The organism is Salinibacterium sp. ZJ70 (assembly GCF_011751865.2).
Classification (GTDB): Bacteria; Actinomycetota; Actinomycetes; order Actinomycetales; family Microbacteriaceae; genus Homoserinibacter.
In genome coordinates this window covers 310,058-331,023 of sequence record NZ_CP061770.1, presented here as the reverse complement: position 1 = coordinate 331,023, position 20,966 = coordinate 310,058, and the positions used below count along the sequence as shown (strand labels likewise).

Genomic DNA, 20,966 nt, shown 5'->3' with positions numbered 1-20,966 from the left:
ATTACGCCTCGACTCCTGCTGCAGCCTCGGCACGGGGGCCGCGGCGTGCGCCGTCACGACGCTCGGGGCGCGACGACTTCTGAGCCGCCTGCTCGCGAGCGAGTTCCTTGTTGGTGATGTCGCCCTTGTAGATCCAGACCTTCACGCCGATGCGGCCGAAGGTGGTCTTGGCCTCGTAGAAGCCGTAGTCGATGTTCGCGCGGAGCGTGTGCAGCGGCACACGGCCCTCACGGTAGAACTCCGAGCGGCTCATCTCGGCGCCGCCGAGACGGCCGGACACCTGGATGCGGACACCCTTGGCACCGGCGCGCTGCGCACCCTGGAGGCCCTTGCGCATGGCGCGACGGAACGCGACACGGGCGCTGAGCTGCTCCGCGATGCCCTGAGCGACGAGCTGGGCCTCAGCCTCGGGGTTCTTGACCTCGAGGATGTTGAGCTGGATCTGCTTGCCGGTGAGCTTCTCGAGGTCCGAGCGGATGCGCTCGGCCTCTGCTCCGCGGCGGCCGATGACGATACCGGGGCGAGCCGTGTGGATGTCCACGCGGACACGGTCACGGGTGCGCTCGATCTCGATCTTGGCGACGCCGGCGCGGTCGAGGTTCTTCGTCAGGAGGTTGCGGATCTTGACGTCCTCGGCCACGTAGTCGGCGTAGCGCTGGCCCGGCTTGGTCGAGTCGGAGAACCAACGCGACGTGTGGTCGGTGGTGATTCCCAGACGGAAGCCGTACGGGTTGACCTTCTGGCCCATTACTTACCTGCCTTCTTCGCAGCGGCGCCACCGGCAGCGAGCTCATCCGGCGTGGCGAGCACGACGGTGATGTGGCTGGTGCGCTTGTTGATGCGGAATGCGCGGCCCTGGGCACGCGGCTGGAACCGCTTGAGCGTGGTGCCCTCGTCGACGAAGGCCTTGGCGACCACCAGGTCGGCCTCGTCGAGGTAGCTGTTGGACGCGTCCGCCTTCACACGGGCGTTCGCGATTGCGGACGCCACGAGCTTGTAGACGGGCTCGCTCGCACCCTGCGGCGCGAACTTCAGGATCGCGAGGGCCTCCTGGGCCTGCTTTCCACGAATGAGGTTCACGACGCGACGGGCCTTCTGAGGCGTCACGCGGATGTGTCGCACGCGGGCGATCGACTCCACCATTTCTCTTCCTCCTCAGTCGCCTTAGCGGCGACGACCCTTCTTGTCGTCCTTCTCGTGTCCACGGAAGGTGCGCGTGGGCGCGAACTCGCCCAGCTTGTGACCGACCATGGTCTCCGTCACGAAGACGGGGATGTGCTTGCGGCCGTCGTGAACGGCGATCGTGTGGCCCAGCATGGCGGGGACGATCATCGAACGACGAGACCACGTCTTGATGACGTTCTTGGAGCCCGCCTCGTTCTGAGTCTGAACCTTGCGGAACAGGTGCTCGTCGACGAAGGGTCCCTTCTTGAGACTGCGCGGCATTCTTCTCTACCTCTACTTGCGCTTCTTGCCGACGGTGCGACGACGGACGATGAGCTTGTCGCTTTCCTTGTTGGGACGACGGGTGCGTCCCTCAGGCTGACCCCAGGGGCTGACCGGGTGGCGACCACCGGAGGTCTTGCCCTCACCACCACCGTGCGGGTGGTCGATCGGGTTCATCGCGACACCGCGGACGGTCGGGCGGACGCCCTTCCAGCGCTTGCGGCCGGCCTTACCCCAGTTGATGTTCGACTGCTCGGCGTTGCCGACCTCGCCGATCGTCGCGCGGCAGCGCAGGTCGACGTTGCGGATCTCGCCCGAGGGGAGACGCAGCTGGGCGTAGGGGCCGTCCTTGGCGACGAGACGCACCGAGGCGCCGGCCGAGCGGGCGAGCTTGGCTCCCCCACCGGGCTTGAGCTCGATCGCGTGGATGACCGTACCCACGGGGATGTTCTTGAGCGGCAGGTTGTTGCCGGGCTTGATGTCCGCGCCCGCACCCGACTCGACGACGTCGCCCTGGTTGAGCTTGTTCGGAGCCAGGATGTAGCGCTTGGTGCCGTCCACGAAGTGGAGGAGGGCGATGCGCGCCGTGCGGTTGGGGTCGTACTCGATGTGAGCGACCTTGGCGTTCACGCCGTCCTTGTCATTGCGACGGAAGTCGATGACGCGGTACTGGCGCTTGTGGCCACCACCGATGTGACGGGTCGTGATGCGGCCGGTGTTGTTGCGACCACCGGTCTTGTGCAGCGGACGGAGCAGCGACTTCTCGGGGGTCGAGCGCGTGATCTCCGCGAAGTCGGCGACCGACGAGCCACGACGACCCGGGGTCGTCGGCTTGTACTTGCGAATAGCCATGATTCTCTTCCTGGTCCTTAGCCGACAGCCGTGAAGATGTCGATCGAGCCGGACTTGAGCGTGACGATGGCGCGCTTGGTGTCCTTGCGCTTGCCCATGCCGAAGCGGGTGCGGCGGGTCTTGCCAACTCGGTTGATGGTGTTGACCGAGGCGACCTTGACGCCGAAGATCTTCTCCACGGCCAGCTTGATCTCGATCTTGTTCGAGCGCGGGTCGACGATGAAGGTGTACTTGCCCTCGTCGATGAGCCCGTAGCTCTTCTCGCTCACGACCGGCGCGATGATGATGTCGCGGGGGTCCTTGTTGTAGCCGCTCACTTGGCAGCCTCCTCGTTGTTCGACTTCGAGGCGACGAACGCGTCGAAGGCGGCCTTGGTGAAGACGACATCGTCGGAGACGACGACGTCGTACGCGTTGAGCTGGTCAGCGTAGATGACGTGCACGTTGTCGAGGTTGCGGACGCTCAGGGCGCCGTTCTCGTCGGCACGGTCGAGGACGACCAGCACGTTCTTGCTCGCGGCGACCGAGGCGAGCAGCTCGATAGCACCCTTGGTGGAGGGCTTGTCGGTGCCGAAGGACTCGATCACGTGGAGACGCTCGCCACGGGCGCGGTCGGACAGGAGTCCGAGGAGCGCGGCGGCGATCATCTTCTTGGGGGTGCGCTGCGAGTAGTCGCGCGGCGTCGGTCCGTGGACGACGCCACCACCGGTGTGCTCGGGGGCGCGGACGGAGCCCTGACGAGCGCGACCGGTTCCCTTCTGCTTGAACGGCTTGCGACCGGCTCCGGAGACCTCACCACGGTTCTTGGTCGAGTGGGTGCCCTGGCGCGCGGCGGCGAGCTGGGCGGTCACGACCTGGTGGATGAGGGGGACGTTGGTCTGCACGTCGAAGATGGCGGCGGGAAGCTCGACCGTTCCGGCCTTCTTGCCCTTCGCGTCGACGACGTCGAGAGTGTTAGCGGCCATGATCAGGCACCCTTCACGGCGTTGCGGACGAAGACGAGGCGGCCGCGAGCACCGGGAACGGCGCCCTTGACCAGGATGAGGCCCTTCTCGAGGTCGACCGCGTGAACCTTGAGGTTCTGAACGGTGACACGCTCGCCACCCATGCGACCGGCCATGCGCATGCCCTTGAAGACACGGCTGGGGGTCGAGGAGGCGCCGATGGAGCCGGGCTTGCGGTGGTTGCGGTGCGCACCGTGCGAGGCGGAGACACCCTTGAAGTTGTGACGCTTCATGACACCGGCGAAGCCCTTGCCCTTGCTCGTGCCGACGACGTCGACGAACTGGCCGGCCTCGAAGATGTCGACCGCGAGCTCCTGACCGAGCGTGTACTCGGCAGCGTCAGCGGTGCGGATCTCGGTGAGGTGGCGACGCGGGGTCACGCCGGCCTTGTCGAAGTGTCCGGCGGAGGGCTTGTTGACCTTGCGCGGGTCGATGGCGCCGTACGCGATCTGGATGGCCTCGTAGCCGTCCTTCTCGGTGGTGCGCACCTGGGTCACGACGTTGGGGGTGATCTGGACCACGGTCACGGGCACGAGCTTGTTGTTCTCGTCCCAGACCTGGGTCATACCGAGCTTGGTGCCCAGCAGACCCTTGGTCGTCTTCACTGCAGACATGGGTTTCCTTTTGGCTTCCGGGTTCAGCTCGGTCAGAGCTTGATCTCGATGTTGACGTCGGCGGGCAGGTCGAGACGCATGAGCGAGTCGACGGCCTTCGGCGTCGGGTCGACGATGTCGATGAGGCGCTTGTGGGTGCGCTTCTCGAAGTGCTCGCGGCTGTCCTTGTACTTGTGGGGGGAACGGATCACGACGACCACGTTCTTCTCCGTGGGGAGGGGCACAGGTCCGACGACGGTCGCGCCCGCACGGGTCACGGTGTCGACGATCTTGCGCGCCGATGCATCGAGTCCGGCGTGGTCGTACGACTTCAGCCGGATGCGGATCTTCTGTCCCGCCATGGTCAGCTCTCTTCCTTGTTCCCGTGCGAACCCGTTGGCCCGCACCTCCGCGCACCTCGTGATGCGCACCGCTATTCTTCTGTCAATCACCTGCCCGCCCTGGATGGCGCCTGTGCACAGCACAGACGTTTCCCCGGAGCGAGTCGGGACTCGATTGAAGCTTTGTGTGTTCTGCTGCCTGCGGCCCAGCCGCTTCCGATCCGTGGACCAGGGGCTGTGCACTGCCAAGACAGTGAGTCACATAGGTGACGTGTTGAACCATGTAAGTCTGCCACAGGGGCGCATTTGCTGCAACCCGGGCGTGTCGCGCTCGGCGCGTCGCCTGTTCAACGGGTTTCGAGGCCGATCTGCGGAGCTTCCGAGGGCTCGTCGGCACGCGTCCGGCGACGCTGGCGCGGCGGGAAACCCGCCAGCCACACGTAGATGCCGGCGGCGATCACGAGACATCCGAGGATGAGGATCCACCACGGGAATCCGGGGATCTGCGGACCTTCGCCCGCCCGCGCGAGGTCGGCGGAGGGAGTGGGCAGCACCCGCTCCCCCGTGACGAGGATGCGGTGGCTGTTGATGCCGAGCGGCGTGCAGGTGACGAGCGTCGCGAGGTCACGATCCGCAGACGGATAGAGAGCGCGCGAGTCGCTCGGGTCGACGACCTCCGTCGTCACCACCTGATAGGTGAGCACGTCGCCGAACACCTCGAGGGTGAAGGTGTCGCCGATCTCGATGCGATCGAGGTTGGTGAAGAGCTCGGAGGTGGCGAGGCCTCGATGTGCGGTGAGCACCGTGCGGGTGCCGACGCCGCCCACCGGGAGCGAGGTGCCCTCGAGGTGACCGACGCCGATCTCCAGCACGGCGTCCGAGGTGCCGTGGTAGATCGGCTGGTCGACGCCGATCACGGAGATCTTGACGCGCCCGATGAGTCCGTCGTCGGATGCGCGCAGGAGATCCGCGTACTCGAGCGCGCCGATCGTCGGGTCGTCCGCCGCGAGAGGGAGCCGCTCATTCGCTGCGACGACCGCCCCGCCGATGAGCGTCGTGTTGTAGAGCTTCGCATCGCGGATCGCGTCGAGCCGCGCCTGCTCGCTGAGGCTCACACTCGCCTCGGTGACGTCGTCGATGCGCGACGCCTGCTCGAGCTGCGTCAGCCAGTTCGAGATCGTCGGCGCCAGGAGCACGAGCGTGCCGAGCACGAACACGACTGCTGTCGCGAGCGCGAACCACGGCATGCGCCATCGAGCTCGGGGAGCGCGTCGGCGGCCGGTGGGGTGGGTGGTTTCGTCCATAGGAGGAGGAAGACGAAGGCGGGGGCAGCCGAAACCGCCCCCGCCCTGTGTCGTCCGCCGATCAGGCCGCGGCGCGCTCCGCGCGACGGCGGCGGCCGATCAAGGCCAGACCGAGCGCGAGAGCCATGAGGCCGGCACCGATGAGCGTGAACGTCAGCACGCCGTTGCCACCCGTGAAGGGAAGCTCCCACGCTGCGTACTGCGAGTTCGCGACGGGCACGTAGTTGACCGCGGCGGTCGTCGAGCCGGCTGCGGCCGTCGTGGTTCCCGCGGCGACCGTCACCGCGATGGGTGCGTCAATCGGGCGGTATCCGGCTGGCGCCTGCACCTCGACGAGGAGGTAGTCGCCGGGCTTGATGCCAGCCACCGTGAACCGCCCGTCCGACGGAGTCGTCCAGTCGGCCCGCGTGAGGCCCGCGATCTCGACGATCTCATCGTCATCGGCGTCGAGGACTCCGTCGCCATCGGCGTCGTGATAGAGCGCGAATTCTGCACCCGCGAGAGCTGTGGCAGGCGCGACGGCTCCCGTGGTGGAGGCGTACTTGAAGATCGTGAGCGCTCCGAAGGGCTGTGACGCGTCAGCGGAGAGCTCGGCCTCGTTGGCGTAGAGCGTGACCTCGTTGTCGAGCGCGACCGATCCTGCCGTGAGCACACGCGTCGGGACGACGAGTTCGACGCGGCCGCCCAGTGCCTCGTCCTGAAGGAAGTCGAGGCCGTCAGCGAGGAAGGTGAGGGCGAGGGTGCCCGTCGTGTGGTTCGCCACGAGGGTGTAGTGGTCCGTGTCGAGCGCGAGCGGCGTCGAGCCCTCCGCCGCGAAGACCTGCACCGAGTACTCCGAGACACCCGCGACGCCATGCGGGGTGCCGACCGTCGTGAACGCCAGCTTCGCCGGGTCGACGGTGTCGACGAGCCGGAACTCATCGAGCTCCTGGCCCTGTGCCAGCAGCGGCACGTCGGCGACGATGCTCCAGGCGACGTAGCTCGCCTGGGTGGAGAACGCCGCGTCGTCGCCGACGACGGTCTTCGTCACATCGACGACCGAGTTCTTGGGGTAGGCGAAGACCTCGTAGAGCCACTCGTTGGTGTTGCCGGTGAGGTCGACGGTCGGATAGGGGAGCGTGACCAGGAACGGCAGTGCCGGGCCCGTGACCCCGGCGGCATACGGCGAGAGCTCCTGCACGAGGTAGAGGCCGAAGTCGAGATCGCCGAAGCTCAGCTCACCAACGCCGTCCGTGGTGCCGGTCATTGCGGCGCCGAGAACGTAGTCACCGGCGAATACGAGGGGGGCGCTCGCGCTCCACGCGGTCGTGATGTCCGCGGCGGCGGCCCACCCTTCGTCATCGAGCAGGTCGAGGGGGGCGCGGGCGTCCTCATCGAGGACAGGCGAGATGCTGAATTGCACGCCCTCGATCGTGGTGCCCGGCACGTTCGACTGCGCTCCGGTGGCAGGCAGCCCGGACTGGTCGTCGTGCGTGGCGTACTTGGTGATGAGGAGCGAGCTCTCGCCATTCTTGGCCGGGTCGATCAGGCCGACTCCACCGATCGGCGCTGCGGAGGCGGGGGCGACGAGGGCGCCGAGGAGGAGTGCGGCGAGCGCCGCTGCTCCGACGGTGGTGGTGGCACGCGTGCGCGCGCGTCGGGTGATGGTCATGTCCATCTTTCTCTTCGATTCGGGTTCGCCGGCCATCGCCGACCGGATCCTGAAGAGAGCGCACGCGAGAGCGCACGAGTCACGGGTGTGGCGGATCCGCGTTCACGACGCGTCTCCAGAATTCGGGTTGTGGTGGTGCGGTGAGCTCCGGCGGGTAAGACCGGCGGACGGAGCCGTCAGCTCAACGAGCCGAGTCTAGAGATGAGGGAAATCCGAATTCTGCCCCCCTTTGGGGTCGCAGACGCGCGGTTCCACGTTCTCCCGCGTGCCCGCGCTCGTACACTTAGCCGGTGTCCCGTCACATCGTCTCCGCTGCGCTCGCGGCCGTCGTCGCGGTCGGCAGCCTCAGCGCGTGCGGTCCGGCCGCGCCGCAGCTCCTCGATGAGGTGCGCGTGCCCGCCGACGCATCGACCCTGCAGGGAGCGATGGAGCTCGTGCGCCCGGGCGGGATCGTCATCATCTCCCCCGGCGTCTACGAGGAGCAGCTGCTCGTCGACAAAGCCGACGTCACCATCCGCGGCGAGGACCGCAATGCGACCATCATCGACGGGGGCGGCATCCGCCCGTATGGCATCGTCGCGACCGCCGACGGGGTGCGGATCGAGAACCTCACTGCACGCCGCGCGACCTTCTACGGGGTGCTGATCACCGGCCTGCACGACGAATCGGGCCCCGCCGCACGCGGCTCCGACAGCTATGACGCGTGGGACCCCACCGCATTCCCCCCACTGCAGCGGTTCCTCGTCGATCACGTCACCGCACACAACAACGGCCTCTACGGGATCTACGCGTTCAACTCCCAGCACGGTGTCATCCGCGACTCGTACGCCTCCGGATCCGCCGACAGCGGCATCTACGTGGGCCAGTGCGAGCAGTGCGACATCCTCGTGACCGGCAACGTCGCCGAACGCAACGCCGTCGGGTTCGAGAACGCCAACGCGAGCGATTCCGTCGTGCTGACACGCAACCGCTTCTCCGGCAACCGCATCGGCATGACGCTCCTGTCGAGCTACCAGGAGGCGTTCGCCCCCCAGCGCGGCAACACGATCGTCGGCAACCTCATCGCCGACAACACGGCCTCCGATGCGCCCGCGCACGCGGAAGGCGGTTTCGCGACGGGGATCGGGATCGCGGGCGGCCAGGACAACCTCGTCGAGCGCAACCGGCTCGCCGGCAACCCGCAGGCGGATGTGATCCTCCGCCACACCGAGGACCTCGCCGCCCGGGGCAACCGCTTCGTCGGAAATGCCAGCGAGAGTGCCGTGCAGCTTGCGAACCTGTCGGCGGTGCGCTCCCCCGCTGTCGGGAACTGCTGGGCCGACGTCGTCTCCACCCTTCCGACCGACCTCGCGTCCGCGCTGGGCTCATGCGCCGATGACGGCGCGGCGCAGCCGACCGCCGATGCCCTCACCCTGCTCGAGGTGCCCCGAGGCGTCAGCTTCCTGAAGGTCGCAGCCCCCCGCGACCAGCCGCAGCTCGTCCGCGCTCCTTCGTACCCGAAACTCCCCACGGCGGTGTCGATGCCCGACCTCGCTGCCGTTCCGCTGCCGGATGCCTCGCTGCTCGCTGATCGGGCGGGTGCGCGGTGAGCGAGGAGACGCGCGCCGCGGGCGCCGCACTCACCCGGCGAGCGCTCCTCACCGGTGCGGGCGTCGCCGGGGTGGCGGCTGCCGGCACCTTCGCCGTGCAGCGCCTCGCTCATACCCCCGCCGTTGGCGTTGACGGCGCAAGCGCGGTCTCAGCTCACGGCCTGCACCAAGCGGGCATCGACCGCCCGGAACTCCCTCAGCGCCACAGCCTCGTCGCCGTGCTCGACGTCGACCGCACACGACTGCAGCAGACGCTCAAGGAAGTCGGCGTGCGCATCGAGCGGCTCACGGCGTCCCCGAACGGGCTCCCCGATGTGACGCCTGACGGCCCCGGCGACCTGACGGTGACCGTGGGGCTGGGTTCCGATGCCCTCGGTGCGACGGCCCACCCCGAGCTCGCCGCGCTCGTCGATCTGCCCACGTTCGCCGGGGATGACGGCATCGCCGAGGAGCGCCGCGGCGGCGACGTGCTGCTGAGCATCGGCAGCTCCGACCCGAGCGTGCTCGACGCCGCGCTCGCCGCGCTCCTCGACGTCGTCGATGAGCCGCGGGTGCGCTGGCGCGAACACGGGTTCCGGAGTGCGCCCGTCGACGGAGTCGCGCGAAACACGCTCGGGTACCACGACGGCATCGTCGGGCCGCGCGGCGCCGAGGTGGATGCGAGCGTCTGGATCTCCGAGGGCCCGCTCGCGGGCGGCAGCATCGCCGTCCTCCGCCGGCTGCGCGTCGACGCCGACGCATTCCGCCGCCTCGCACCCGAGGCTCGCGACGCCGTGATCGGTCGCGAGCAGTCGAGCGGCGCACCGCTCTCCGGTGGACTGCGCGACGACGACATCGACCTCGGCGCGAAGGCACCCGACGGACGGCTCATGGTGCCCTCGGATGCCCATGCGCGTGCCGCGCATCCATCGTTCACCGGGAGCGGGCTGATGCTGCGCCGCAGCTACGGGTACCTCGCCGACTCCGACCAGGGGCACCTGTTCGTGTCGTTCCAGAACGACATCCGGACCTTCGTGCGCACGCAGCTGCGCCTCGACGAGACTGACGCGCTCATGCGATTCGTGACGCCCTCCGCATCCGGTGCGTTCGCGATCCTGCCGGGCGCGACAGCCGAAAGGCCCCTCGGTGGCACGCTCTTCTGAGGTCTCGCGCTCGGCACTCCGCATCGCTGGCGCGGCGCTCGTGCTCGCGCTGACGGCCTGCACGGTGGACGTGCCAGCGCAGCCTGTCGCCACGGCACGCCCCGTGAGCAGCCAGGAGGCCGAGCTGCTCGCGACCACGCGGTTCCTCAACTTCGACCAGGGCGGCGTGCGCTTCTCGACGCAGCTGCCCGTCGACGGTTCGGCGCTCACCCTCACGGGATGGGTCGATCACGCCGCGCATGTCGGCTATGCGGCCGTCACCGGCGACTTCCCCGCGCAGGCGATGCTCTGGACGGGCGACACCGTGGGCATCCGGGCGAGCGAGCCGGATGGCGAGGGCCTGCCTGTGCTGCCCATCCCCGCCCTCGACGACCTCGCGTGGCAGAGCCGTGCCCTCGACGCCGCCGCGTCGGACCTCGACCGGATGCTCACCGTGCTGCTCGGTCTTGGCGCCGATCGCCCCGACAATCCCCTGCTCCTGCAGCAGTCGGGCGCGCTCTGGCTGCGCGACGACGAGGTCGGCGGCGAGCCGGTGACGGTCTTCGCGGCCCCGCCGAGCGACGAGCCCATCGCCGCCGGAACGACCGTGTCGGCGGACACCTCGCCCCTGCGGCTGTGGGTCGGAGCGGATGGACGCCTGCGGCAGGCCGAGCTGCGCATCTCCGGCGAATGGGCGCGGATCGCGCTCGACCCATCCGCAGAGATCCCGCAGCTCGAGCTGCCCGGGAGCTGACCCCTCAGGAGCCCAGCGCCCGGGCGCGTCGGCGCAGCTGCACGGTGCCGAGCAGGAAAGCGACCAGCATCACGAGCCCACCCGCGGTGAGGATCGCATCTTGCGCGAGCCCACCCGCGAAGGGCAGCGCGGGCGGCACCCACGCGCGATTCGCGAGCGAGACGTTCACCGTGCCGCCCTGGTTCGGGATGACGACCTCGACCCAGCCGTCAGCGTCTGGCGTGAGCACGGTCGCCCCGAGGCGCCACACGGGGTTCCCCCAGACGAGGCCCGCACCGCTCGCCGGGCCGTCGATGGGCTCGCGCAGCCGTACGCTTCCGCCGACCGGCACGCCCTCGAGCACGATCGTTCCGCCCGCGACGACCTCCGCCTCCGCGCTCGTGACCCCGGCCACGTACTCGACCGTGAATGTCGTTCCTGCGGGTAGTGAGGCACCTTCGACCGTCTTCGCCACCTGCAGTGTCGCGAATGCGTTCCGCACCTGCAGCAGCTGTCCGCCCGTCACCGCAGTCGGCGTGATCACGATCCGTCCGCGGTGCGCCTCCGCCGCAGCATTCGGCGTGAAGGCGACCGCCGCATCCGGCATGTCGTCTTCGCGCAGGGTCAGTGTCGTGCCGTAGGGGATCTCCTCCACCCACGCGATCCGCTCGCCGCCCTCCACCTCCGCGGTGATCACATCGACCCGTGACTCGGTGGCGGGCCCTCCGGCGCCGAGCACCGACGAGCCGCGGAAGTCGACCGCCGTCTCGATGCGCACCGTGTACTCGGCATCCGGATCCGCCGGCCCTGTCGTGGTCTTCTCGACACTGAACCCGCCCATGCCGAACCAGCCGGCGTCGTGGCGATGGTCGTTCTCGCCCGATATCCCGACGGACACCGGCACACGACCGGTCACCGGATCCGCATCGGAGTCGTTGACGTCGGATGCATCGGCGGCCGCGTCCGCGACCGTGCGACGCAGCTGCGCCCAGGTCATCCCGGTGAACATGCTGCGAACCGCCGTCGTCGTCGACGCGGACCACTGGAGATCGACCGCCGTCGTCAGCAGCGTCGGTTTCGGGAACACGACGACGTAGTCGCCTTCCTTCGCCAAGCCCACGACGCGGTCGGGCGTGCCCGGCGGTGCGTCCTCCGAGACGAAGTAGTAGAGGCCCGCCTGCCCGTTGCGGGTCGAGGTCGTCGTCGTCGCGAGCAGCTGCACGGGCTCGCCCACCGCATCCGCGCGCCACAGCTCCACGGGTGCGCCGTTGATGGCGGGTTCGTCGGGGTCCTGGATGCCGTCGAGGTCGGCGTCGTACCAGACGCGATTGCCGATCTCGACGGGTGCGTCGCTCACGACGGCCGCGAGGCCGCCGATGCCGCCACCCTTCTGAAACGAGGGCACGAGCGTCAGATCGCCGGTGTCGTCCTCGTGCTGGTAGCCGCGTACCGGCCGCCCAGTCTGTGTGTCGAACCAGCTCAGTCCCGTCACGCGGATCGGGCCGAGGGGGTCCATGAACGTGGTCGCGACCTGCTGCACGCCGCCGATGGAGATCGTCGCGCCGAGAGACGCCTCGTAATGATTGGTCTGGGCGCCGAGGTTCGCGCGGTCGTAGTAGAACTCGCGCCCGCCGATGCCCTCGTTATCGGGCTGCCGGGTCGTGTGCGTCACTGTGCGTCCGCCCGCGCTGCCGTTGTTCTCGAGGGTGAAGCCCCCCGCTCCGTTCGGCGCGGCGAGCACGGTGTCGGCGACGGTGATCGTCTCGTACGTCGTCTCGCCCGGGGTTGCGACCGCGGCGACCTGCCGGTTGCCGCTCTGGATCTGGGTGCGGTCGCCCATGCCGATCGTGAGGAAGCCGTCGGAGTGGAACGAGAGCGACGCGACGAAAGCCTGCGGGTAGGTGTGCATGTACTTCGTACCCCAGTTACCGCTCGTGAGGAAGCTGACGCTGCGCTGCTGGTCGGCGACCTCCCACACATCGGCCCAGGTGTTCCACCGGAGGGCCTGGGGGTTGCCGGTCGCGTGGGTGGCCCCCTGTCCGTGCCAGTCGTACATCTGGTTGCCGCGCACGTACTGGCCGCCGAGCGGGATCGTGAGCACGGTCGAGAACGCGCCCGGCGCACCCGTCGCGTCGAGCGGCGCGCGCGCCGCATACGCCTGGAGCTGCTGGGTCGCGCCCGAGCATCCGCCCGTTCTGCCGCCGTTGCGCGACGTGCCCGGCGTCGCGGCCGGGCAGAAGGGGTGGGCCTCGCCGGTGTCCGTGTAGCCCACGAAGAGGCTGTCCCCGCGGAGCGCAAGCGCGAAGGGCACCCGCGTGCTGCCCCCGGCAGTCGCGGGGGTGGCCCACGAGCCGACGAGCGCCTTCCCGTCGAGCGTGATCGCGTAGATCTTCTTGTCGAAGAGGTTGACGAAGTAGAGCAGCCCCCGATCGGTGTCGATCGCCATTCCGCCGATGCCCACGCGGAGAGCGTTCGCGAACGCGTGCCTGTCGGCGGTCCGCCCGCTCGCGGCACCGAGCGCGCGCTGAGTTCGGTTCTCGGCCGTGCCCACGTTGATGTTGAGCGGCGGTGCGGCGACATCGAGCCAGTTCTCCACCGTCAGGGTTTCCACGCCAGTCGGGTTCACGATGTTGTTGATCTTGTAGACACCACCAAGACCGAGCGGCCCGAGATCGGATCCGCGCTTGTAGGTCGCGGCGACGTAGAGGTCGCGTCCCGGGGAATCGTAGGCACCCGCGTAGACCGAGCCGACCTGCCCAAGGGTGGCCAGCGTGGTCCGCGAACTGTAACTGGCACACCCTGCCGGCGTGCCGTTGGTGCATGCCACATCGGTGTGAGTCGTGGTGGCGTTGTTGCCGACGCTCCAGGGCGTCATCACAACGGCCGGCTCCGCGCGCAGCGCGACGGTGGCGCTGTCGGTGCGCGCGGGGTCGAGCGATCCCGGTCGCTGCAGCATCGTCACCAGGAATGGGTTGCCGGGGTTGTAGTCATCTGGCCTGATCACGCCGAGGTGCACGTCGGCGCCCGCCTGCACGAAGCGCGTGCTCGTCGCTCCCGAGCGCGCGAACGACTCGTAGTAGCCCGCAGGGAGCGCGAACTCGATGCGGACCTGCTCGTTCGTCGCGAGCCCCGAGATTGTGTAGTTGTAGGCACCGGCTCCTGTGCCGATGATGGTCGCAGTCGAGGTTGCGGTGAGCGTGATCCCGTTCACCCTGTGCGCTGTGACGGTGATGCCCGCCAGCGCGGCGTCGTTCGCGATGCCTGTCTGCGCACCGTTGCCGGTGTCGAAGACGCCGTCGCCATCGAAGTCGATGAAGACGAGGCCGCGCACCTGATCTGCGGGAGCCGCGCTCGCCCGGTCGGACCCACCCGTCACCCCGAAGACCGAGCCCACCAGACCCGCCGCTGCGAGCAGGGCGAGGGCGCGACCGAACGCACGTGCACGCCGCAACGGCCGGGCACGCGCGTTCGAGCGCGCGGAGTTCATGGGTGTCTGTGGTGGTGGTTCGTTCGGTGCCTGCGAATGCCGGGTAAGCACGCTCGGGTGAGCACAAGGCAGACGGTTCACCGTATAGCGAGGGCGCCTCGCTTTTCTCCCCCGCAAAAAGGGGAGTAGAACTCACTGTCTATATCGAGCGCGAAGCGCGCCTGCAGCCCGGATGGCGCACCGAGCGATGCTCGACGGCCATCCGGGCGATGAGTCAGACTCCCCTGCGATGCCGCGCGGTGCTCGCCCGCTGGCGCTGCGCCGCGATGAGCAGAGCGAGACCCACGGCGGCGATCAGCGCGGCGAACGCGGTGCGCTCGAGGATGAACTGAACGCCGGTCTCCGGAAGGTCCGGCGGAGGGATGTTCGGCGGAGGGGTGCTCGGAGTGTTGGTGAGCACGAGTGCCGCTGCCACATCTCCGGCCTCGATGACGAACGACACCCAACCGCCCTCATCCTGTTCGAGCTCGCCCAGATCGTCACTCCAGATCGGGTCGCCCCATTCGATTCCGCGGATCTCGGGCAGTGGGGTCACCTCGCGCACCCGCACCTCGGTTCCCAGGTCGAGTTCCTCCGGATGGGTCCACACGGTGCCGTCACCCGACAGCCGGATCGTCTCGATCGGGCCGTCGCCGATCTGCACCTGCACGTCGAACGCGGCACCCGTGACGAGCTCCACCCCCGTGCCGTCGAACGCCTTGCGCAAGGAGAAGCCCCCCTGCGTGGTTCCACGGTTCGTGACCTCGAGTGCGATCGTCGCGGTGTCTCCCAGCGTGACGCGCGTCCACCCGTGGATGACGGTCGACGGAGTGCCGTTCGTCAGCCAGGTGGGGGTTCCCCACACCACATCCGCGGTGTTGGTCGGCTGGATCTCGCGCACCTCGGCGATGGTGCCCCGCGGCACGAGTGTCGGCAGCCTCCACGTCTCGCCCTCTTCGATCGTGAAGGTCGAGATCGGACCGAAGGTCGGCTCTGCTCCAGGTGCCGGAGCGGGCGCCGTGCGGTATTCGAAGTCGTAGTCGACGCCCGCGGCATCCACGTCACCGGTCGTGGCGACGCGCTTGGTCACCGAGAAATCGCCATACTGGGTGGCGGCGTTGTGCGCCGTGAGCGTCAGCTCGGTCGCGCCGATGCGGTACTCGAACGCGTACCAGCCATCGGCATCAGGACCGACGGCTCCGGCGGGAAGCCCCGACCACACGGGATCCGCCCAGCGCACCGTCTCGGTGTCGGCGGGCACGATCTCACGCACATAGACCGTCGATCCGTGCGGGATGGTCGTCGGCGTGCTCACCGAAGCGCCCGCTCGGATCGGACCGAGGGTGGCCGCTGCGCCGGACTCGCCCACGCGGTACTCGAAAGCGAAGGCGCGGTTGGGCTCAGGCTCGCCCGCGGCTCGTGTCTTGAGGATCGTGAAGCCGCCGAGCTCCGGTTCGGCGACGTTCTCGACGCCGAGGCGCACCTCGGGCGACAGTGCGGTGATGGTGAACGACAGCCACCCGTCAACCTCGGAGACACCGAGGGGAATCGAGAGCATGGGCGTTCCCCAGTCGATGCCCCGGATCACCGGATTGGTGACGATGGGGTTCGTCTCCTTGATGAGCACTCGGGTGCCGAGTGCCAGGCCCTCGACGCTGAACGGACGGTCCTGCGAGACCCATGCCGTCCTCGGGGCTCCCTCATCGAGGCGGTAGGTGAGCTGGAACTCCGTGTCGGACGGGATCATCGATTCGCCCGAACCGGTGACCGTCTTGCTGAGCTCGAACCGGCCGACACCGCTCGCGGCATTGTCGAGGCGCAGCGTGAGATCGCTCGAATCGTCGACGACGAATGTCAGCCAGCCGTCGGCGTCGGGCCCGGTCACGCCGGCTGGCGTGGTCCACGTCGGCGTGCCCCACTCCACGCCCGGCAGCGCTGGCTGCGTGACGACCGGGTTCGACTCCCTGATCTTCACCGTCGTTCCGACCGGATGCGGACCGCTGAAGAAGACCAGATTGCGCGCCACCCATCCCGTCTGAACGGGCCCGTCATCGAGCGTGTACTCGAGCTGGAAGAGCGTCGCGGCAGGCACTCCCGCAGCCGCGGCCCCGGAGATCGACTTGATGACGCTGAACTGCCCGGGCAGAGCGACGGTGTTCGAGAGCCCGAGGACCAGCCCCGCCGACTCCTCGATCTCGAACCTGACCCAGCCATCGGCGTCAGGCGCCGCCCCGCCGGGAACGTTCGACCAGACGGGCGTACCCCAGTCGACATCGGTGATCACGGGCTCGGTCACGATCGGATTCGTCTCGCGGATGGCGACGACGGTGCCGGTCGGGAGCTCCTCGCTGGTGAACGGCGTCTGGCGTGATACCCACACCGTCTGCGGGTCGCCGTCGCCGATCGTGTACTCGAGCTGGAAGCGCGTCGACTCCGGCACGAGGGTCGCGCCGGCCCCGAGCACCGACTTCGTCACGGAGAAGCGGCCCGGCGTCGGGTTCGCGGTGTTGGTGAGCGCGAGGGCGAGGGTCGTCTCGCTCTCGACCTCGAAGGAATACCAGCCCTCAGTGTCGGGGCCGGTGACGCCGGTCGCCGCGGCCCACGTCGGGGTGCCCCAGTCGACATCCGAGATCACGGGGTCGGTGACCACCGGATTCGACTCCCGGATCTGCACCGACGCGCCGAGCGGGGCGGTGCGCGTGAACGGGACGTCCGGCGAGACCCAGGCGGTCTGCACGGCACCGCCGTCGATGGTGTACTCGAGCTGGAAGCGCGTGGACGACGGAACGCGGGACGAGGCGGCGCCCGTCACCGCCTTGGTCACGGTGAAGGCCCCGTAGAGGTTCCACGCGGTGAGGCTCGCGACGACACCCTCCGCCGTTCGCGGTGAGATGAGCACCCGGCCGCGGAGCGGATCGCCCGAGACGGGCGTACTCCAGGTGACGCTGTCAGCCGTGGCACCGGACTCCTCGAACTCCAGCGCATAGCCGAGGGGAAGCGGGACCTGAGCTGTCCACGTGCGCGCATCGGGGGTGAGCGTGGCCGAGACCTCGGTGACCTGCGGGTCGGACCCGCCCGCGATGAGCCGATCCTCCCCGCGGAAATTCGCGGCCGATTCGAGTGCGAAGTCGAAGCTCCAGGTCGTGTCGATCGTGCCGCCGCCCGCAGCGATCTCCTTCTTGAGGGAGTACACCGCGGTGCCATACCAGCCGGAGTCGAACGTGTGGTCGTTCTCCGCGGGCCCGCCGACCGTCACCGGGGCGAAACCGGTGACGGGATCGGGGTTCGAGTCGTTCGTCGCTCCCGTGCCCGCACCGCGCGCTTCGGCCGTGGTGCGAGAGAGGTGCGACCAGGTGAGCCCCGCGAACCCCGGATGGTCCGCATGAGGACCCTCGAGAATCAGACTGGTGCCGGGGAGGAACCGCAGCAGGTAGTCGCCGCGCGCGACGAACTCGGCGGCGCCGCCCGTGACATCCGGATCGTCGGTGCGGAAGTAGTAGGTGCCCGGCTGCCCGTCGATCGTCGCCGTCGTGCGAGTCGCGATGAGGGAGGCAGCCGCGCCGTCGGCGTCCGTCGACCACAGTTCGACGAGCGCACCGTTGATCGCCGGTTCGTCGGCGTCCTGGCGCCCGTTGAGGTCGGCGTCGAGCCAGACGCGGTTTCCGATCTCGACGGGCGCCTCCTGCGCGAGGAGAGCGACGCCGCCCAGCCCGCCCGACTTCTGGAAATTGGGCGAGCCGGTCCCCGGCAGGCTGCCGGTGAGCTCGAGTCCGCGGCTCTGGGTTCCCCGCCGCTCGTCGAACCAGGTGAGACCGGCCGTGAGGATCTGCTCGAGCGGGTCGATCGAGGTCGTGGCGACGTTCTTCAGGGCAGGGTTCGCGAGGACGGCGCCGAGTGCGATCTCGTCGTGCGGGGTGCCCGTCGGGAGTCCGCGACCCTGGTTGAGAATGTCGTTGTAGTACTCGCCGCGGCCGGGGCCCTGCTTGTTGGTCGCGGTCTGAGGCTGGCCGTTGAACATCGTCGTGCGGGCGGCGCGGTCACCAACGGCTCCGCCGCATTCGAGTTCGAAGCTCTCACCGGGAAGCAGGCCCTGACACTGCGCGTTCGCAGTGCCGCTGGCGCGCTCTCGTGGCGCCGCGATGAGGACGTCACCATTCGACATCGCAGTCCAGGTTTCCCTGCTCGTCACATTCTCGCCCGCGAGGCTGCGGTTCCCCGACTGCAGCGAGGTGCGGTCGAGGAAGCCGAGGGTGAGGAAGCCGTCTGCGTCGAAGCCGAGCCCGCTGAGGATCGGCTGAGAGTAGTGCTGGAGACCGGTCGTCTCTCCGTTGTGAGTGCCGATCTGCACTCTCTCCTCGATCTTGCCGCCCCATCCCCAGGTATCGGTCCACGTGTTCCAGCGCAGCGTGCGCTCCCACCGCTCCATGCCCGTGATCTTGTGACCACCGGAGGCGCGGGTGAGGGGGATGTTGGAGCCCTTCTGGTAACCCAGGTCGACGGTGAGCTCGCGGGTCCAGGCGGGCGCACCCGACGGGAGGTCGTCGAGGGCAGCGGACGCGACGTAGGCCTTCATGCCGCCGCCCGCTGCGCTCTTCGCGGCCTTTCCGGGGTCGTCGTTGCCGTCCGCGGTGTCTCCGGTGTCGACGTAGCCGATGTAGAGGCGGCCGTGGTGAGCCGTCACGGCCCAGATCGCCTGGGTCGCCGAGACACCCGTCTGCACGCGCAGCGCTTCAGTCGGGGTCGCGCCCGGGTCAGAGATGTCGACCGCGTAGAGGTTGCCGTCGTGGAGGTTGGTGATGAACAGCGTGCCGCCGTCGGAAGAGGTGGCGATGCCGCCGATGCCGACGCGTCCAGCTTTCGCGAACACCTCGATGTCGCGGCGTGCGACGTTCGAGGCGGCCAGCCCGCGCGCAGCGTTCGTCGGAGCGACGCCGATGTCGACCGTCTCACCGAGTCCGCCGACCACCGCCAGATCGTCGAGCGCGAACCACGGAGTCGTGGTCGCATCGGAGTTGACCGCACCGGTCGGCAGCAGAACGTCGTCGGCCTTGTAGACGCCGCCGAGCCCGAGCACTCCGAGCCCCGACATGCGCCGCAGGGTCGCCGAGGTGATGAGCTGGTTGGTGGATGCGGAGTAGGCGACGCCCCAGAGCGAGCCGAGCGCGTCGCTGCTGTCGGGCGAAGTGCCGCCGAACAGACCGTGACTCGTCGCCGCATCGTTCAGCTGGGGCATCCCGCCGCGGGCCGACACGGGCGCAGCGCCGGACGCGGTCCACGGATAGGAGACGAGCGAGCCGAGCGGCTTGCTGTTGCCCGCGGTGTCGCCAGCCCACTGGATCGCGGAGGCGATGCTCGGAGTCGTGTCGATGACGGACTGCGAAGAGACGAGCGCGAAGTCGACCCCGGATGCGGCCGCCGGGCTGCCGCTGAGTGTCACGAACTGAACGCTCGTGTCGTTCGCCGCTGCACCCTCGTGCGGAGCACTGCCCTGCGCCGCGTACCCGGGCTCAAGCCAGGTCGGCCACCCGCTGAACTCGATCCTCACGTCGCGTGTCGACGCGTTGGCGACAGCGATCGTGTAGGTGCCGTCGTCGTCGCTCGCACCCGTTCCGACGACGTCTCCCAGAGCGTCGTAGGCGGTTGCGACGACGCCCTCGACGGGGCGCGACCCGCTCGCGGTCTCGGTGCCGAGCTGCTGCCAGCCGGACGAGGTGAAGTTCTCGAACACCCGGCCGCTCACGCTGCCGGAGGTGGCTCCGGCCGCCTCTGCCGCATCGGGCTGGCTCGCGAGATCGACGAACGTCGAGGCGAGAAGGGCGACGACCGCGACCGAGGCCACCATGGACCTCCAGCGTCGAACGGGCGCGCGGTGGCGGGGCTGGTGGTCCATGGAGCTTCATCCAAAAGGGTCATCGGCCACCTCAACTGGTGGCGTGTCAACCGTAGCCGAGTGTGACTCGACAATGGAGCCGGAATGGCTCCCGTTAACGGGGGTAGACCCGATCGTGCCTGCGGGGTGCGCGTCGGAACGTCGTGGTCCACGCCCTGGGGAGCCGGTAGCCTCAACCCGTGAGCAGCACCCGAGACCGCGCCCGCGCGCGAGCCGCCTCAGCATGACGAAGCTGCTCCTTGCTCGTGCGCTCGCGCTCACGCTCGCATCCTTCGTGATGCTCTCCGCGTGCGCCGCGCCCGCCGAATCCGGCGGAACCGCGCGCCCCGTGACCTCGGCCGAATCGGAGCTGCTCGCGATCGCTCGCTTCGCCAACTTCGACCACGGGAGCCGCCGATTCGCGACGACCGTGCAGGAGCGCGGCGTCGAGCTGCGCCTGCAGGGGTGGGTCGACTACCCGAGCCAGCTCGGCTACGCGGCCGTGACCGGCGACTTCCGCAGCCAGGCGATGATCTGGACAGACGGGGTGATCGGGATCATCGCGCGCGAGCCCGACGCCCACGGCGACCCCATCCTCCCCATGCCCGCACTCAACGACCCCGGCCTCGCACTCGACTCGATGGATCCGACGACGTCGCGCCTCGACGCGCTCCTGGGCATCATCAGCGCCCTCGGCGCGGATCGGCCCGACAACCCTCTCCTCCTGCGGCAGTCCGGCGCCCTGTGGCTGCGCGCCGACGACATCGACGGCACTTCGGTTTCCGTGTTCGCGGCACCCCCGAGCGATGCACCTCGCGACGCGTCGGCACCACCGCTCACGGCCGACTCTGCAGGGCTGCGCCTCTGGCTCGACGCGACGGGCCTGATGCTGCGCGCGGAGGCGCGCATCGGAGACCAGTGGACGACGATCGACTTCTCAACGACCGACGCCCCCGCACTCGAGCTCGGGGGCGTCACACCGTGACGGCGCGCGTCTG

The 20,966-nt window shown here is 68.9% G+C and carries 16 protein-coding genes; 4 read left to right on the top strand and 12 right to left on the bottom strand.

Annotated features, from left to right (window positions below; translation table 11 throughout):
• Position 1: 1 nt before the first annotated feature.
• From rpsC to HCR12_RS01500, 10 genes are all read right to left on the bottom strand, one after another.
• Positions 2-748, bottom strand: coding sequence for a 30S ribosomal protein S3 (gene rpsC / locus HCR12_RS01545; protein ID WP_166868784.1), 747 nt, complete (start codon positions 746-748; stop codon positions 2-4).
• Positions 748-1,143: a 50S ribosomal protein L22 gene (gene rplV, locus HCR12_RS01540; protein ID WP_166868782.1), complete on the bottom strand. Its 396-nt coding sequence runs from the start codon at positions 1,141-1,143 to the stop codon at positions 748-750. The genes rpsC and rplV overlap by 1 nt, the downstream gene beginning before the upstream one ends.
• 21 nt (positions 1,144-1,164) lie before the next feature.
• Positions 1,165-1,446: a 30S ribosomal protein S19 gene (rpsS, locus tag HCR12_RS01535; protein WP_120761907.1), complete on the bottom strand. Its 282-nt coding sequence runs from the start codon at positions 1,444-1,446 to the stop codon at positions 1,165-1,167.
• Between the two features lie 12 nt (positions 1,447-1,458).
• Positions 1,459-2,298, bottom strand: coding sequence for a 50S ribosomal protein L2 (gene rplB / locus HCR12_RS01530; protein ID WP_166868780.1), 840 nt, complete (start codon positions 2,296-2,298; stop codon positions 1,459-1,461).
• A gap of 17 nt (positions 2,299-2,315) precedes the next feature.
• A complete protein-coding gene (rplW, locus tag HCR12_RS01525; RefSeq protein WP_166868778.1) occupies positions 2,316-2,615 on the bottom strand; it encodes a 50S ribosomal protein L23 in 300 nt (99 codons plus the stop codon).
• Positions 2,612-3,262 carry a 50S ribosomal protein L4 gene (rplD, locus tag HCR12_RS01520; RefSeq protein ID WP_166868775.1) on the bottom strand — a complete coding sequence of 217 codons (651 nt, stop codon included), beginning with the start codon at positions 3,260-3,262 and terminating at the stop codon, positions 2,612-2,614. The genes rplW and rplD overlap by 4 nt, the downstream gene beginning before the upstream one ends.
• A 2-nt stretch (positions 3,263-3,264) precedes the next feature.
• Positions 3,265-3,915: a 50S ribosomal protein L3 gene (gene rplC / locus HCR12_RS01515; RefSeq protein ID WP_166868774.1), complete on the bottom strand. Its 651-nt coding sequence runs from the start codon at positions 3,913-3,915 to the stop codon at positions 3,265-3,267.
• A gap of 32 nt (positions 3,916-3,947) precedes the next feature.
• Positions 3,948-4,256 (bottom strand): 30S ribosomal protein S10, encoded by a 309-nt coding sequence (gene rpsJ / locus HCR12_RS01510; RefSeq protein ID WP_141145294.1) that lies wholly within the window; start codon positions 4,254-4,256, stop codon positions 3,948-3,950.
• Positions 4,257-4,582: 326 nt separating this feature from the next.
• Positions 4,583-5,539, bottom strand: coding sequence for a class C sortase (locus tag HCR12_RS01505; RefSeq protein ID WP_304610835.1), 957 nt, complete (start codon positions 5,537-5,539; stop codon positions 4,583-4,585).
• Between the two features lie 61 nt (positions 5,540-5,600).
• Positions 5,601-7,190 carry a SpaH/EbpB family LPXTG-anchored major pilin gene (locus HCR12_RS01500; protein ID WP_166868772.1) on the bottom strand — a complete coding sequence of 530 codons (1,590 nt, stop codon included), beginning with the start codon at positions 7,188-7,190 and terminating at the stop codon, positions 5,601-5,603.
• A 290-nt stretch (positions 7,191-7,480) separates the two neighbouring features.
• Between HCR12_RS01500 and HCR12_RS01495 the strand changes: the two genes are divergently transcribed.
• From HCR12_RS01495 to HCR12_RS01485, 3 genes are read left to right on the top strand one after another with little or no spacing between them, the layout of a single operon-like run.
• Positions 7,481-8,779, top strand: coding sequence for a right-handed parallel beta-helix repeat-containing protein (locus HCR12_RS01495; RefSeq protein WP_166868770.1), 1,299 nt, complete (start codon positions 7,481-7,483; stop codon positions 8,777-8,779).
• Positions 8,776-9,921 (top strand): Dyp-type peroxidase, encoded by a 1,146-nt coding sequence (locus tag HCR12_RS01490; RefSeq protein ID WP_166868768.1) that lies wholly within the window; start codon positions 8,776-8,778, stop codon positions 9,919-9,921. The genes HCR12_RS01495 and HCR12_RS01490 overlap by 4 nt, the downstream gene beginning before the upstream one ends.
• The gene (locus HCR12_RS01485) at positions 9,905-10,654 is read left to right on the top strand and encodes a hypothetical protein (protein ID WP_166868766.1); all 750 of its coding nucleotides are present in this window, start codon (positions 9,905-9,907) and stop codon (positions 10,652-10,654) included. The genes HCR12_RS01490 and HCR12_RS01485 overlap by 17 nt, the downstream gene beginning before the upstream one ends.
• Before the next feature lie 4 nt (positions 10,655-10,658).
• On the opposite strand, the gene HCR12_RS01480 is transcribed toward HCR12_RS01485, so the two are convergent.
• Positions 10,659-14,120: an SdrD B-like domain-containing protein gene (locus HCR12_RS01480; RefSeq protein WP_166868764.1), complete on the bottom strand. Its 3,462-nt coding sequence runs from the start codon at positions 14,118-14,120 to the stop codon at positions 10,659-10,661.
• Positions 14,121-14,334: 214 nt separating this feature from the next.
• On the bottom strand, positions 14,335-19,941 hold the full coding sequence (locus HCR12_RS01475) for a DUF5979 domain-containing protein (RefSeq protein WP_166868762.1): 5,607 nt from the start codon (positions 19,939-19,941) through the stop codon (positions 14,335-14,337).
• A gap of 271 nt (positions 19,942-20,212) precedes the next feature.
• Here HCR12_RS01475 and HCR12_RS01470 point away from each other — a divergent pair, with 271 nt between their 5' ends.
• Positions 20,213-20,953 carry a hypothetical protein gene (locus HCR12_RS01470; protein ID WP_166868759.1) on the top strand — a complete coding sequence of 247 codons (741 nt, stop codon included), beginning with the start codon at positions 20,213-20,215 and terminating at the stop codon, positions 20,951-20,953.
• The last annotated feature ends 13 nt before the right edge of the window (positions 20,954-20,966 follow it).

Excerpts from the sequence above, each read along its gene's own strand:
- rplV (WP_166868782.1), bottom strand. The coding sequence starts at position 1,143 with ATGGTGGAGTCGATCGCCCGCGTGCGACACATCCGCGTGACGCCTCAG.
- HCR12_RS01475 (WP_166868762.1), bottom strand. The coding sequence starts at position 19,941 with ATGGTGGCCTCGGTCGCGGTCGTCGCCCTTCTCGCCTCGACGTTCGTC.
- HCR12_RS01505 (WP_304610835.1), bottom strand. The coding sequence starts at position 5,539 with ATGGACGAAACCACCCACCCCACCGGCCGCCGACGCGCTCCCCGAGCT.
- rplB (WP_166868780.1), bottom strand. The coding sequence starts at position 2,298 with ATGGCTATTCGCAAGTACAAGCCGACGACCCCGGGTCGTCGTGGCTCG.
- rplD (WP_166868775.1), bottom strand. The coding sequence starts at position 3,262 with ATGGCCGCTAACACTCTCGACGTCGTCGACGCGAAGGGCAAGAAGGCC.
- rplC (WP_166868774.1), bottom strand. The coding sequence starts at position 3,915 with ATGTCTGCAGTGAAGACGACCAAGGGTCTGCTGGGCACCAAGCTCGGT.
- rpsS (WP_120761907.1), bottom strand. The coding sequence starts at position 1,446 with ATGCCGCGCAGTCTCAAGAAGGGACCCTTCGTCGACGAGCACCTGTTC.
- rpsC (WP_166868784.1), bottom strand. The coding sequence starts at position 748 with ATGGGCCAGAAGGTCAACCCGTACGGCTTCCGTCTGGGAATCACCACC.
- rpsJ (WP_141145294.1), bottom strand. The coding sequence starts at position 4,256 with ATGGCGGGACAGAAGATCCGCATCCGGCTGAAGTCGTACGACCACGCC.
- HCR12_RS01470 (WP_166868759.1), top strand. The coding sequence starts at position 20,213 with ATGACGAAGCTGCTCCTTGCTCGTGCGCTCGCGCTCACGCTCGCATCC.
- HCR12_RS01500 (WP_166868772.1), bottom strand. The coding sequence starts at position 7,190 with ATGACCATCACCCGACGCGCGCGCACGCGTGCCACCACCACCGTCGGA.
- HCR12_RS01480 (WP_166868764.1), bottom strand. The coding sequence starts at position 14,120 with ATGAACTCCGCGCGCTCGAACGCGCGTGCCCGGCCGTTGCGGCGTGCA.